The organism is Pseudomonas sp. BNK-7 (assembly GCF_048072025.1).
Lineage (GTDB): Bacteria > Pseudomonadota > Gammaproteobacteria > Pseudomonadales > Pseudomonadaceae > Aquipseudomonas > Aquipseudomonas danubii.
Map to the genome: position 1 here is coordinate 4,434,027 of NZ_CP182252.1, position 15,828 is coordinate 4,449,854.

Annotated in this window: 2 protein-coding genes (1 of these 2 cut by a window edge); both read left to right on the top strand. The window is 66.4% G+C overall.

Annotation, left to right across the window (positions count from 1 at the left end):
- A complete protein-coding gene (locus ACMGF8_RS20380; protein ID WP_416757014.1) occupies positions 1 to 14,940 on the top strand; it encodes an SDR family NAD(P)-dependent oxidoreductase in 14,940 nt (4,979 codons plus the stop codon).
- On the top strand, positions 14,937 to 15,828 hold the start of the coding sequence (locus ACMGF8_RS20385; RefSeq protein WP_416757015.1) for an SDR family NAD(P)-dependent oxidoreductase. 11,255 nt of this gene lie beyond the right edge of the window; the window shows 892 of its 12,147 coding nt (coding positions 1-892); it begins with the start codon at positions 14,937 to 14,939; the stop codon falls past the right edge of the window. Before ACMGF8_RS20380 ends, ACMGF8_RS20385 begins: the two co-directional genes overlap by 4 nt.

The window sequence follows — 15,828 nt, forward strand, 5'->3', positions numbered from 1 at the left end:
ATGCAAACAGCCGCACATCAGACCAGCGCCGGCGCCTTTGGTGAACTCGATGCACTGGCGCGCCGCCTGCTGGCGAGCCAGCTCCAGGCGCTGGGACTTGGCCATGCCGAGGACCTGCAACACCTGGCCACTCGCCACGGCCCTGTCACGCCGGCTTACCTGCAGCGGTGGCTGGCCGAGAGCCTCAAGTATGTGACCGGTGTCGAAACCGCCGACGCCGGGGCCCTGTGGCAACAGTGGGATGAAGCTTTGTCCGGATGGCGCCAGGACCCGGACCTGGCGCCCAGGGCGTTGTTGCTCGACGCCTGCCTCAAGGGTTTGCCGGGGGTGCTGCGCGGCGAGCAGAGCGCCCCCGGCCTGCTGTTTCCCGATGGCTCGATGTCCCTGGTGGAAGGGGTCTACAAGCACAACCGGGTTGCCGACTATTTCAATCAGGTGCTGACCGAGGCGGTGCTGGCCTATATCGAAAGCCGCCCGGCGGACGCCGAACCGCTGCGCATCCTGGAAATCGGCGCCGGCACCGGCGGCACCAGTGCCGGCCTGCTGGCGGCGCTGGCACCCTGGCGTTCGCAGATGGGCGAATACTGCTACACCGATCTGTCACGGGCGTTTCTGCAACACGGCAGCGACCAGTTCGCTGCCCAGCATCCGTTCCTGCACACCCGTCTGTTCGATGTCTCGCGCCCTTGCGCCGAACAGGGAATCGATACCGATCACTACCACCTGGTGGTGGCGACCAATGTGCTGCACGCCACCCCCGACATCCGCCAGACCTTGCGCAATGCCAAGGCCCTGCTTTGCAAGGGCGGTTTGCTGATGCTCAACGAAATCAGCGAGGCGTCGTTGTTCACCCACCTGAGCTTCGGCCTGCTCGAAGGCTGGTGGCTGTATCGCGATGGCCCTCTGCGGCTGCCCGGTTGCCCTGGACTGTCGCCGGCGGGGTGGCAGGCGGTGCTGGAGCAAGAGGGATTCAGCCCGGTGCTGTTCCCGGCCCGGCAGGCCCATGCCCAGGGCCAGCAAATCATCCTCGCCGAGAGCGACGGCATCGTCCGTCAGCCGGTCGTCGGCCAGCAGCGGCCGGTGCCGGCGGCGGCTGACGCCCGCGCGCCCCGGGAGACCTTCAGCCCAGGCCCGGATCAGAGCAGCGCGGACGCTTGGCGGCGTCGGGTCGCCGATTTCCTGCGCCATCTGGTCAGCGCCACGCTGAAGATCCCGGCCGACAAGATGAGCCTGTCGCGGCCACTGGAAGACTATGGCCTGGACTCGATTCTGGTGGTGCGGCTGACCCATGCCTTCAGTGAGCACTTTGCCGCCGTGGACAGCGCACTGTTTTTTGAAGTCCCGACCCTGGCGGCGCTGACCGAGCACTTTATCCAGCAGCGTGGCGAAGAACTTCAGCGGCTGTTGGGCCAGCCCGAGGCCGAACAGCCCGCGCCGCAGGCACCCGCCAGCACACCGCACAGCAGCGCCAAGGCCCGGGAGCAGGGCGCGGGCGGCTCTATCGCGATTATCGGTCTCGACGGCCGCTATCCAGGGGCGCAATCGATGAGCGACTTGTGGCGCAATCTGGCGGGTGGTCATTGCGCCATTGGCGAAATCCCCGAAGAACGCTGGGACTGGCAGCGCTATTTCTCGGCCGAGAAGGGGCAGCCCGGGCACCTTTACACGCGCTGGGGCGGCTTCATCGAGGGCATCGATCAGTTTGATGCGGCGTTTTTCCGCATTTCGCGCACCGAAGCCGAACGGATGGACCCCCAGGAGCGGTTGTTCCTGCAAGTCGCCTACCACAGCATCGAAGACGCAGGCTACAACCCGGCAACCTTGCATCAACAGGGCGAGGTCGGGGTGTTTGTCGGCGTCATGAACGGCAGCTACAACCCCATCAGCAATTACTGGTCGATTGCCAACCGGGTGTCTTATCAGCTGGATCTGCAGGGCCCGAGCCTGGCGCTCGACAGTGCCTGCTCGTCATCGCTGACCGCCATCCACCTGGCTGTCGAGAGCCTGATCAGTGGCAGCTGCGATCTGGCCATCGCCGGGGGCATCAACCTGATCGTCAACCCGCAGCACTACCTCGGCCTGTGCGAAATGATGATGCTGTCGCGCGGCGAACACTGCCGGGCCTTTGCCGATGATGCCGACGGCTTTGTCGACGCCGAAGGTGTGGGTGCGGTGCTGCTCAAGCCGCTGGAGCGGGCCCTGGCCGATGGCGACCGGATCTACGCGGTGATTCGTGGCGGGGCGATCAACGCCGGTGGCAAGACCAACGGCTACACCGTCCCCAGCGCCGGGGCTCAACAGCGTGTGCTGGAAAAAGCCCTGGCGCGGGCGGAGGTCAATGCCCGGCAGATCAGCTACATCGAGGCCCATGGCACCGGCACCGCGCTGGGCGATCCGATTGAGATCAGCGGCCTGAGCCGGGTCTTTGCCAGCAGCGATGGCGCTTCCTGCGCCATTGGCTCGATCAAAAGCAATATCGGTCACTGCGAAAGTGCCGCCGGCATCGCTGGCCTGAGCAAGGTGCTGCTGCAATTGCAGCACCGCCAGTTGGTGCCGTCGCTGCATGCGGCACAGCCCAACCCGAAGATCGATTTCGCCCACAGCCCGTTTCGCCTGCAACAGCAACTGGCGCCCTGGAGCACCCAGGGCGAGCCCCGTATTGCGGCGATTTCCTCGTTCGGCGCCGGTGGTGCCAATGCGTCGCTGATCGTTGAAGAACACCTCGCCAGCCCCGACTCGCGCCCGGCCATGCCCGGCCCCTGGCTGATCCTGCTGTCGGCCCGCGACCAGCAGCGCCTGAGGCAAGCGGTGACGCGCTTGCAGGACTTTCTCGCCACACAAGACGCACAACAGGTGGCCCTGGCCGATCTGGCGTGGACCCTGCAAGTCGGCCGCGAAGCCATGGCCGAGCGCTTGGCGCTGCAGGTCGATTCGCTCGCCGAGCTGCAGCGTCGGCTGGCGCAATGGCTGGCAGGCGAAACCCAAGAGCAGGTGTTGCAGGGGCACAGCGACCCCTATGACGAGACGCTGGAGGAGCCGGGCACGCAGCTGATCGAGCAATGGTTGCAGCACCAGCAACTGCGCGAACTGGCCGCGGCGTGGGTCGCAGGCGCAGTCGTCGATTGGCCCAGGCTCTACCGACACGACGCCTACCGGCGCCCGCTGCGGATCAGCCTGCCGGGTTATCCCTTTGCCCGAAACAGCTACTGGATGCCCGGGCTGGCACATCCGCCCGCCCATGAGGTCCGCAGTGCAGAACCCTCGGACCAAGATCTGAACGGCTGCTGCTACCTGCCTCGCTGGCAGGCGCAAAGTGCCGACGAACAGGCTCAGGCGCCAGGCACCGGCGCGGTGCTGCTGGTCACGCTGGGTGAGTCTGCCGCTGCCAGCGAGGGGCTGTTGGCGGCGCTGACCGAGCACTATCAGGACCGCCGCCAGGTGCTGCGGATCGATTGCACCCTGGGCACTACGGCGCAACTGGCGGCGGACCACTGGCGCTGCAGTGCTGCTGATCCGGCTGGCTGGGCAACGATTCTGGCGGCACTGGGCCCGGTGGCGCAGTTGCTGGTGATCAGCGGGCAAAGCGCCGACGAGCTGTCGCCGGCGGCGCTCGCCGACAGCCTGCAACACCACGAGTTGCCGCTGCTGCGGCTGTTCAAGGCGTTGCCGAGCCAAATGCCAGCGGGTCACGGCATCGACTGTTTCCTGTTGTCGTTTGGCCGCTACGCCTTTGCCGGGGCGCCACAACGGGGCAATCCGCTGGGCGCGGGCATGGCCGGCCTGGGGTATGCGCTGGCCCAGAGCGAGCACCGGGTGCACCTGCGCAACCTGGACCTCAACCGCGACGAGCTGGAAACCCCGGACAGCCGTCAACGCCTGCTGGCACAGATCCTCGCCGAGCCGGCGTCCCAGCGCGGCGAACCGATCAAGCTCAGCCGGGGCGAGCGCTTTGTCCAGCAGTTGATTCCGTTGGCGCTGCCGGCGAACCGCGGCAGTGCCTCGGCGCTGCAACACAACGGGGTCTATCTGATTCTCGGCGGCAGCGGTGTGATCGGTCAGGTGATCAGCCGTCAGTTGATCGAGCACTATCAGGCCCGGGTGATCTGGCTCGGGCGCAAGGCCGCCGACAGTCCGCAACTGCAGCAGAGCCTGGGGCACGAGCAGTGGCGCGGTCGGGTCGATTACCTGCAGGTCGATGGCACCGACCTGGTGCAATTGCAGCAGGCCGTGGCCCTGGTCAATCAGCGGTATGGACGCATCAATGGTGCGGTGTTTTGCGCCATGGTCTTCGACTTCGAGAACAGCATCCAACACAGCAGCGAGGCGCAGTTTCAGCACATTCTCGAGATCAAGAGCCGTGGCAGCCTGAATTTCTATCAGGCGCTGGCCGGGCAGGCGCTGGATTTTCTCTGCTATTTCTCCTCCGGGCAGGGCTTTGCCTTTTCCGGCGCGGCCAAGCTCTCGGCCTATGCCTGTGGCATCACCTTTGCCGACGCCTTTGCCGAGGCCATTGGCCCGCGCGCGCGCTTTCCTGTGGGGGTGATCAACTGGGGGTTCTGGCGCGCCTCGCTGCAGGCGCAGGCGGTCAGCGAGCACCTGGATGCCCTGGATGATGACCAGGGGTTTACCTGTTTCAGCCGTTTTGTCGCGCATTTGGCCGGCAGCTCGCTGCGCCGCTTGCTGTGCATCAAGGCCTCGCCGGCCGTGCGTCAGTTGATGGCCGTGCCCGAGGGCCTGCAAGGGCGCCTGGAGCCCGGAGCGCTGGCCAGTGCCAGGTTGCCGGGGGGCGAACTGCAGCCTGCCGAGCATGAGCGCTTGCAGCAGCTGTTTGACCCGCAAATGCTCGATCAATCGATTGCCGTGCTGCTGTTGGTCCAGTTGCAGACCCTGGGGATCTTCACCAGCCCCGAGGTGCAGAGCGCCGAGCTCTGGCGCCAGCAGGCGGGTATCGGCGAGCGCTACCGCCGCTGGTGGCAGGAATGCCTGGCGATTCTGCTGGAGCACGGCTACCTGCGCCAGCAAGGCCAAGGCCTTGGGGTGGCCACGCCGATTGCCCGCTCACGGCACGCGGCGATCCTCGCGGCCTGGAAAACCCAGTGCGAGCACTACCTGGCAGACCCCGAGCGCCGGGCTCAAGTGACCCTGGTCGACGCGTGCCTGATGCACCTGCCGCAGATCCTGACGGGGCAGATCCAGGCCACGGACCTGCTGTTTCCGGACGGCTCGATGGACCAGGTCGAGGGCATCTACAAGCACAACAGCCTGTCGGACTTTTTCAACGCGCAACTGGCCTCGCGGGTCAGCGCACAGGTGCAACGGCTGGTCGCAGCCGAACCCGGGCGGCCGCTGCGCATCCTGGAAATCGGCGCGGGCACCGGTGGCACCACAGCCCCCTTGCTGGCCGCGCTGGAACCTTGGGCCGAGCACCTGGGTGAATACTGTTACAGCGATCTTTCCCACGCCTTCCTGCAGCACGGGCACGCCAGCTTCGCCGCCGGCCGGCCTTACTTCACCACGCAAATCCTCGACATCAGCCAGCTCCCCGGCAACCGCCAGGGGTATGACATTGTCGTGGCCACCAATGTGCTGCACGCCACCGCCAACATGCGCCACACCCTGGCCCATGTCCGTTCGTTGTTGCGCAGCGGCGGCCTGCTGGCGTTGAACGAACTGAACCGTAAGACCTGCGCCGCCACCGTGACCTTCGGCCTGCTCGATGGCTGGTGGCTGTACGAGGACCCCGGGGTGCGCATCCCCGGCTCGCCACTGATCGCCGAGCAGACCTGGCTTGAGTTGCTGTGGAGCAGCGGCTTTGAACAGGTCGATCTGCATCTGCCGGAACCACTCGCCCTGGGCCAACAGATCATCACCGCCCATGGCGACGCCCTGACCCTGCACAGCGTTGCGCCACCGCTGCCGAGTACCGCCGCAGAAGACAAGGAGTCTGGATTGAACGAGTATCCTGTAAGCGCGACAGCCACCGCAGCACCTGTTGCCGACAGATTGCAGCAGGTGATCATCCAGGCCCTGGCCCGGACCCTCAAGGCCGATGAGCAGAGCATCGGCCTGCGTACGCCGTTTTCCGACTACGGCGTCGACTCGATTCTCGGGGTCGGCTTCATCAAGCAGCTGGGCCAGCAGCTGCAGATCAAGCTCAACAGCGCGCTGCTGTTCGAGCACGCCACCGTGAGCAAGCTCCAGCATTACCTGCAACAGGCCCACGGCCCGCAGATCGCGCAGGCGCTGGCGGCAATCCCGAACAGTGAGGCGAGCAGCGAACAGGCAGGGGAGGCGCCAGCCGTCCCGCCAGCCGTACCGAGCAACCCGGTACTGGCCGCAGCACTGGCGGGCAATCAACCCGCGAGCCAGCCCGGGCGCAGCGGACTCGGTGCGATTGCCGTGATCGGCATGGCCGGGCAGTTTCCCGGCGCCGCTGACGTCGACGCCCTGTGGGACAACCTGCTGGCCGGACAGCACAGCGTCCAGGCGCTGGGGCCGGACTACCTGCAACCCGAGGCCTACAGCGCCGACCGGCAGCCGGGCAAGAGCTATTGCAATCGCGCCGGCATCCTCAAGGACCGCGACTGCTTCGATCCGCTGTTCTTCAACCTCACGCCCCATGAAGCCGAATCCATGACGCCCCATCAGCGCCTGGTGCTGCAGGAAAGCTGGAAGGCGCTGGAAGATGCCGGGTACAACCCGATGACCCTGGCGGGGCAGGCGGTCAGCCTGTACGTCGGTGCCGAGCCCGGTGGCTATCACCATGACTCCTTTACCGGCAGCTCCGAGGCCATCATCGCCTCGCGACTGTCCTACTTCCTCGACCTCAAGGGCCCGGCCATGGTGGTCAACACCGGTTGCTCGTCCTCGGCGGTGGCGATCCACCAGGCCTGTGAAAGCCTGCGCCACGGTGAAAGCCGCATGGCCCTGGCGGGCGGGGTCTATGCATTGCTGGACCAACGGGGGCTGATCAGCCTGTCGGCCATCGACATGCTCAGCCCCAGCGGCCAGTGCCACGCCTTCGATGCCGCCGCCGACGGCACGGTGATTTCCGAGGGGGTCGCCATGGTCGTGCTCAAGCGCCTGGAAGACGCCGAAGCCGAGGGCGACCCGATCTACGCGGTCATCGAGGCCTCGGGAGTCAACCAGGACGGGGTCAGCAACGGCATCACCGCGCCCAACGGCGATGCACAAGAGCAACTGCTGCGCGACACCTGGCGCAGGTTTGGTGTCGACCCCGGGCACATCAGCTATGTCGAAGCCCATGGCACCGGCACCCGCCTGGGGGACCCGGTCGAGGCCAATGCGTTGATCCGGGCGTTCCGCGGTTTCACCGACGCCCAGGGCTACTGCGTGCTGGGCAGCGCCAAGGCCAACCTCGGCCATGCCGCCGCCGCAGCCGGTGTGATCGGCCTGATCAAGGTGCTGCTGTCGATCCGCCACCGCACCTTGCCGGCCATGCCGGGGTTTGAGCGGATCAACCCGCTGATCGAGCTCGAACACTCACCGTTCTACATCAACCGCCAAGCACAGGCCTGGCAAGCCAGTGGCGGCCAGCGACGGGTCGCGGCGCTCAATTCCTTTGGCCATAGCGGCACCAACGCACACCTGGTGATTGCCGAATACCCGGAGCTGCCGTCCCCTGTGCCCAGTACCGCAGCAGACGTTGTCAGCCGGGTCATAGTGCTGTCGGCCAAAACCGTCGAAAGCCTGGGCGACAACGTCCGCGCCCTGGCGCGCTGGCTGGACAGGAGCGAAGCGCCACTGAGCCATATTGCCTTTACCTTGCAGACCGCCAGGGAACCGATGGCGGTGAGGGCCGCATTGGTCGTCAGCGACCTGGACCAGTTGCGCACGCAACTGACCCGGCTGGCCAACGGCGACACCCCGGCGATGGCCAGCGACGACAGCGGGCGATTGGCTCGGGACTGGCTGGCCGGCGGCTCTATTGACTGGGCGGCCCTGTGGCCGGCCGGTTCGGCCCGGCGTATTCATCTGCCGGGGTACCAGTTTGCCAAGGAGCGCTACTGGGCCGAGCAGACGCCGACTCCCCTGGTCCAGCCCGCCGTGGCGCAGCGGCTGGAGTCGCCTGCCACCGGGCTGTTTCTGGCGCGTCCGGTGTGGCAGGAGCCGCTCAGTAGCGGCGCTGATGCAAGTGCTGAGCTGGGCCAGTCTTTGCTGCTGTGGGTCGGCTTCAACGACGCCCAAGTGGCACAGTTGCAAGCCCTGAGCGCCGCCGCAGGCGTCAGCGGCGAGGTGCTGGCGTGCGCCAACAGCGGCCCGGCAGCCTGTTATCAGGCGCTGGCGATTGCGCTGCTGCAGCGTTTGCAGGCCCTCAAGGGCCGGGTTCACCTGGAGCTGATGATCGCCGAACAGACACCGGAGGACCGTCTGTACGCCGGCCTCGAAGGCCTGCTCAAAAGCGCCTGCCTGGAACAACCGGCCCTCAGTGCCAGGTGCCTGCTGGTCAACACCGAGGACGAGCAGCCGTTGGCGGCCGCGCAACTGGCCCTGTTGCCTGGGCTACTGGGGGCCCGCCGTCTGCGCGCCCGCTCGGTGTTGCAGCGCCTCGACCTGCAAGGCCAGCACCAGGAACTGCAGTGGCAAGAGCTGGCGGACGATGTCGCCGCCGGTCGCACAAGCGATCGCCCCCTATGGAAAGACCGCGGGGTGTACCTGATTACCGGCGGCGCGGGTGGCCTGGGGCTGATCTTTGCCCGGACGATTGCCGAGCAATGCCGGGATGTCACCCTGATTCTGGTTGGCCGCTCGCACCTTGATTCACGCCAGCAGGCGCAGTTGCAGGCCATTCGCGACCTGGGCGCCACGGTGGTTTACCAGCCACTGGACCTGACCGACGGCCAAGGGCTGGAGCGGCTGATCGCACAGATCTGCACGGCCCACGGAGGCCTCGACGGCGTGCTCCACGCCGCCGGGATCAACCGCGATCGGCTGCTGGCCCAGAAAACCCCGCAGGACGTGGTGGAGGTGTTTGCCGCCAAAGTGCTAGGCACCGATCTGCTGGACCGCGCCTGCCGCCGGTTGTACCTGGACTTTTTCGTGCTGTTTTCATCCTGTTCGGCGGTGCTTGGCAGCGTCGGGCAGGCCGATTACGCCGCGGCCAACGCGTTCATCGATCAGTTTGCCGAGCTGCGCAACCTGCGCGTCGAGCAGGGCCTGCGCTTCGGCCACACGCTGTCGCTCAACTTTCCCCTCTGGCGCGATGGCGGCATGCAGATCAGCGGCGCCGACCAGGCGCACATCCGCCAACAGACCGGCATGGTGCCGATGCAGTCGGTGCATGGCATCCAGGCGTTGCAACTGGGGCTAAGCGCCGGCCTGGCGCGGCTGTTGGTGATCGAAGGGGATCTGGCGCAGATTCGTGGTCAGTTTGGCGCTGCTGAGCCGGTCGAAGCACCACCGGCGCCTGGCTTGCCCCGGGTGACGGTTGACCCTGCGCAGCTGTCGGCGGCGGTTCTGGAACGCCTCAAGGCGGTGTTCTGCGCCGTCACCAAGCTGCCGCCGGCCCGGGTCGAATGCGACGCCCCGCTGGAGCATTACGGCATCGACTCGATCATGATCATTCGTCTCAACCGAGCGCTGGAGGAGCGGTTCTCGGCGATGACGCAGTTGCGTCCGGCCGAGCGCCTGTTGTCGAAAACGCTGTTTTTCGAGTACCCCAGCCTCGACGCCCTGAGCGCCTACCTGGTGGCCGAACATCAGCGTGCCTGCCTGATATGGAGCGGCCTGGCCGAGGAGGCGCCAATCGCGGCGCCGGCCGTTGGCCAGGCCAGCCCAGTGCCTGCGTCGATGGCCATGGCCGCCGCCGAACCCATCGCCATCATCGGCATCAGCGGGCGTTATCCGCAGGCCGCCAACCTCGACGAATACTGGCGCAACCTCAAGGCGGGGCGCGACAGCATCACCGAGATCGCGCCGCAGCGCTGGCCGCTTGAAGGCTTCTACGTGGACTCGGTCGCCGAGGCCCTGAAGCAGGCTCGCAGCTACAGCAAATGGGGCGGTCTTATCGACGGTTTTGCCGATTTCGATCCGCTGTTCTTCAATATCTCGCCCCGTGAGGCGGTCAACATGGACCCCCAGGAGCGGCTGTTCCTGCAGTCCTGCTGGCAGTCCCTGGAAGATGCCGGGATCACCAAGGCGGATCTGGCGACGAAGTATCAGGGCAATGTCGGGGTCTTTGCCGGGATCACCAAGACCGGTTACGGCCTGTACGGGCCGGCGCTGCGCGAGCAGGGGCAACTGGTCTTTCCGCGCACCTCGTTCGGCTCCACCGCCAATCGGGTTTCCTACGTTCTGGACCTCAACGGACCGAGCGAGCCGGTGGACACCATGTGTTCGTCGTCGTTGACCGCGCTGCACCGGGCCTGTGAAAGCCTGCGCCGCGGCGAGTGCCGCATGGCTTTTGCCGGCGGCGTCAATCTGTACCTGCACCCCTCCAATTACGTTGAGTTGAGCGCCGGGCAGATGCTTTCCAAGGATGGTCGCTGCCGCAGCTTCGGTGAAGGCGGCAATGGCTTCGTGCCGGGCGAGGGCGTCGGTTCCTTATTGCTCAAGCCCTTGTCCCAGGCCCTGGCGGACCGCGACAACATCCACGGGGTGATCCGCGCCGTGGCGGTCAATCATGGCGGTAAAACCAACGGTTACACCGTGCCTAACCCCCAGGCCCAGGCCAAGGTGATCCGCCTGGCCATCGATCAGGCCGGGCTCGACGCCAGCCAGATCAGCTACATCGAAGCCCATGGCACCGGCACCGAGCTGGGCGACCCGATTGAAGTCAGCGGCCTGACCCAGGCTTTTGCCCTTGACCATGTAGCCCTGGGCCACTGCGCGCTGGGTTCGGTCAAGGCCAACATTGGCCATCTGGAGGCTGCTGCCGGGATCGCCGGGGTCAGCAAGGTGATTCTGCAGCTCAAGCATCGGCAACTGGTGCCAAGCCTGCACGCGGCCACCCTCAACCCCAACCTGCGGCTGGACGCCACGCCGTTTTACCTGCAGCAGACCCTGGACGATTGGCATCCGGCCAACGCCGGACCGCGGATCGCCGGGGTCTCATCCTTCGGTGCTGGCGGTGCCAACGCCCATGTGCTGCTCCAGGAACACGACGAATACCGGCCGATGCCGCACGCCAGTGACGCCGAAGTGATCCTGCTTTCCGCCCGCGACGCGGACCGCCTGCGGGACTACGCCCAGGCCCTGCTGGCCTATATAGAGGCACGTCCGGGGCTGTCGGGTGCCGACCTGGCAAACCTGGCGTACACCCTGCAGCAGGGTCGGGAAATGATGGCGGCGCGGCTTGGACTGATCGTTGATAGTGTCGCCACGCTGGCGACCCGGCTGCGCCGCTTTATCGACCAGGACACCACGGCGGATGCCGATTTTCATCGCGGCGACCTGCAGGGCAAGCGCCCGGCGGCCCAGGCCGATGCCGAAGCGGCCACGCAGGTCAGCCAGTGGGTCGAGAGCGGCCAGTTGCACCAGTTGCTGCAGTCGTGGGTCAAGGGCGCGGTCATCGACTGGTCGCTGCTGCAGGCCCGGCGCAGCGGAGCGCTGCCGTACCGGATCAGCGCGCCGGTCTACCCCTTTGCCCGGGAAAGGTACTGGTTGCCGGCTGTGCAGCCTGGGGCCAGCGCGGTCACGCATACGCCAGCGGCCCCGGCGCCGGCTGCCGCAGCCAGTGATGGCCTGAGCTACCTGGCGCGCTGGCAGGCCGTGGGGCAGGGCGCTGAAGCGTCGAGCGTCGAGCCCGCGCCTGTGCAACAGCGCTGCGTGCTGATTGTCGCCGAGGCTGCGCTGCGGCCGGTGGCGGAGGCGATCACCGCGAACTACCTGCTCAGCGCCGGTTTTGCCACCGGCGCCGGCCGGGTGATACGCCTGGAACCGGGCAGGCACACGGCCTGTCTGGCAGCGGATCACTGGGCGCTGGATGCCACTGATCCGCAAGCGCTGGAGCAATGCCTGGGGGCGGTGCCGGCCATCGATTGCCTGTATTTCTTCGCTGGCCACGCCGCGGCCGCCGACTGGCAAGCGCAGCTCGACAGCCCGCAGAACCACGAAATCCTGCTGCTGCGCTTGATCAAATGGCTCAAGCAGCACAGCCCTTGCCAGGCCATCGACAGTTACATCATCAGCCAGGACAACTTCGACATCAGTGGCGAGGCGGTGAGTGCCATGGGGGGCGGCCTGACGGGCATGGCCTATGCGATTGCCCAGGGCGAACACCGGTTCCGGGTGCGCAACCTGGATGTCGCCAGCCGCGAGCTGGCCGACAGCCGACGCCGCCCGCGCTTGTTGCACCAGTTGCAGAGTGAGGCCGGGTTGGCTCGGGGAGAGGTGTTGGCCCTGCGGGACGGCAAGGCCTATCGCCAGCGCCTTTTCAGGTTGAGCTGGCAAGCGCAACCCTCGGCAGTCGACGGCGGTTTTGTCACCCCGGCGCTCAAGCAGGGGGGCGTCTATGTGATTCTCGGCGGCAGCGGCACGGTGGGCAGCATTATCAGTCGTTATCTGCTGGCCGATTATCAGGCCCGGGTCATCTGGCTCGGTCGCAGCAGCGCCGACGACCCCAAGGTGCAGCAGCGGCTCGCCAGCTGTGTGCAACGGGTTCAGGGCAGCGTGCAGCCGTCGCAGTTGCACTACCTGCAAGCCGACGCCAACGATCCGGCCTCGCTGCAACGGGCCGTGGCCTGGATCAAACAGCACCATGGGGCGATCAACGGGGCGATTTTCTCCGCCGTGGTGTTCAACCATGAAGACCCGATCACCCGCATCCCCGAGGCGCAGTTCGACGCCATCCTGCAGGTGAAAAGCCGGGGCGGCATCGAGTTCTACCGGGCCCTGGCCGACGAACCGCTGGATTTCATGTGCTACTTCTCCTCCGGGCAGAGCTTTGCCTTCTCGGGTGCGGCGCGGCTGGGCGCCTATGCCGCGGGCATCACCTTCGGCGACACCCTGGTGCGCAGCCTGCGACAACAGTCGGCGTTCCCGGTGGGGGCGATCAATTGGGGGTTTTGGCTGTCATCGCTGACCGAACAACAGGCCGCGGACCCGACGGCGCAACCCATGAGCCGCCACGCCGGGGCTCTGCAGGACCGCGAGGGTTTCGAGTGCTTTGCCCGCTTTATCGATGCCCTGAGCCAGGGCCAGCTCGATCAGCTGCTGTGCATGGCCGCTTCGGCGCCGGTCCAGCAGTTGATGCAGTTGCAACCTGAGCCCATCGTCCTGGGCCAGAGCGCCGGGCACGCGGCGGACGACGGCTTCGAGCGTTATCGCCAGGCGGCGGCGCCGTTGCTTGCGGCCCATGACCCGGCGCCGTTTGACCGTGCCATGGCGGCCATGACCCTGGTGCAGCTGTGTCGCATGGGCCTATTCAGCCAGCCGGGGCAGTTCGCCGACAGTGACGGGCTGCGGCGCCAGGCCGGTATCGGCGAGCAGTACGCTCGCTGGTGGGCCACCAGCCTGGAAATGCTGCAACAGCAGGGACTGCTGGAACGCCGTGGCACGCAGGTCGCACTGACCGCGCCGGTGGATCTGCAGGCACTGGAGCAGCACTGGTGCCAGCTCAGGGATCAGTTGCTCGCCGAGCCACAACGCAAGGCCCAGGTGGAACTGGTCGATGCTTGCCTGCAACAGCTGCCGGCCATACTCGGCGCACGGACCCAGGCCACCGACGTGATGTTCCCCCAGGGTTCGATGCACAAAGTCGAAGGGGTTTATCGTCACAACGCCTTGTCCGACTACTTCAATCAGGTGCTCGCCGGGGTGGTGCAACAGCACCTGGAGGGGCTGTCGATCCGTGAGCCGCAACGGCAGATCCGCATTCTGGAAATCGGTGCGGGCACCGGCGGCACCAGTTCCATCGTGCTGCCGGCTCTGCAGCCCTGGCGCGAACGGATGGCTGAATATTGCTACAGCGACATCTCCCAGGCGTTCCTGATGTACGCCAGGAACACTTACGGTGCGGCCAACCCGTTCCTCACTTATCAGCTGTGGAACGTCGAACAGCCGCCGCAGGCCCAAGGCCTGGAACTGGGCGGCTATGACATCGTGATTGCCGCCAATGTGCTGCACGCCACCGGCAGCATTCGTCGCACCCTGGCCCATGCCGCGGCATTGCTGCGGCGCGACGGCATCGTGCTGCTCAATGAAATCAGTGACCGGTCGCTGTTCGCTCACCTGACGTTCGGCTTGCTCAAGGGCTGGTGGCTGTACGAAGACCCCGAACTGCGCATCCCCGGCACCCCGGCCCTGTACCCGCAGAGCTGGGCCCGGGTGCTGGGCGAGAGCGGTTTCCACAGCGTGGCCTTTCCGGCGCAATGCGCCCACGGCCTTGGCCAGCAGATCGTCGTGGCGCAGCGCAACGGCGTGGCCCCGGCGGCGCTGTTCGTGCCCGACGAAAAGCCCCAGCACCAGCCCCAACCTGTGCCGCTTGCCACACGGCCACTGGCCGCGACTGTGGCCTCCGAGCCCCTGCCATCGGCGCCTGCAGCCAATGGCGGCGGCCGCGGGGCGCTGACCGCGTTGGCGCTGGACGGCCTGGCCAAGACCCTGCAGCTGGAACCGGGGCGGATTCAGGTGGATCAGCCGTTTGCCGACTACGGCATCGATTCGATCCTGGGCGTGAGCTTTGTCAGCCACATCGGCGCGGCCCTGGGCATCGAGCTCAACACCGCCTTGCTGTTCGACTACCCATCGCTGGAGAGCCTGGTGGATTACCTGCTCGCTCAATACCCGGCGCAGTGCGCGGCCTTGGTCGGTGATGCCGCGCCAGCGGCGGCAAGCGAACCGGCGCCATCGGTGGGGCAACTGGAAGCGGCCTTTCTCTGCGGAGAACTGGCCATCGATGAATTGCTGCAACTGGTCAACCACAGCACTAGCGCACACCACGACGCAGCCCAGGCTACGGCCGGTAAAGGACAATCATGAGCAGCCAAGCATTTCACTCCATCATCGCCCGGCTGCAACAGCGCCAGATCAGCGCTGAACAGGCCCGGCAACTGCTGCAACAGCTCAAGGCCAGCGCCGAAACCAGCACCGAGGCCCGCGCCGAAACACCCGCGACGGTGCCGCCGCAGCTGCACGACGACATTGCCGTGATCGGCATGTCGGGGCAGTTTCCCGGCGCCGAGAACGTCGAACGCTTCTGGCACAACCTGAGCACCGGCGCCGATGGCGTGGTCGAGTTGGGCGAGCGTTACCTGGACCTGCAACGCAGCTATTCGGCCGAGCGCCAGCCCGGCAAGACCTACTGCAAATGGGGCGGTGTGCTGGCCGAACGCGACGACTTCGACCCGCTGTTCTTCAACATCTCGCCCCGGGATGCGGAGTCGATGAACCCCCATCAGCGGCTGATCCTGCAGGAGAGCTGGAAGGCCCTGGAAGACGCCGGCTACAACCCGAAAAGCTTTCGCGACCAGGCGGTGGGCATCTTTGTCGGGGCGGAGCCGACCGGCTATTTCCACGAAACCTTCATCGGCGCCTCCGACGCGATCATTGCCTCGCGGCTGTCCTACTTCCTGGATTTCAAGGGGCCGGCGCTGGTGGTCAACACCGGTTGCTCATCCTCGGCCACGGCCATCCACCTGGCCTGTGAAAGCCTGCGCAACCAGCAAGCCGATCTGGCCCTGGCCGGAGGGGTCTTCGCCACCCTGGGCGAACCCGGGCTGATCAGCCTGGCGCAAATGGACATGCTTTCGCCCACCGGGCGCTGCCATACCTTCGATCAGCGCAGCGACGGCATTGTTCTGTCCGAGGCGGTGGGCATGGTGACCCTCAAGCGTCTTTCCCAGGCCCTGGCCGATGGCGACCCGATCT

Bases quoted from the DNA above. Each gene is read 5' to 3' on its own strand.
- ACMGF8_RS20380 (WP_416757014.1), top strand. From the start codon at position 1: ATGCAAACAGCCGCACATCAGACCAGCGCCGGCGCCTTTGGTGAACTC.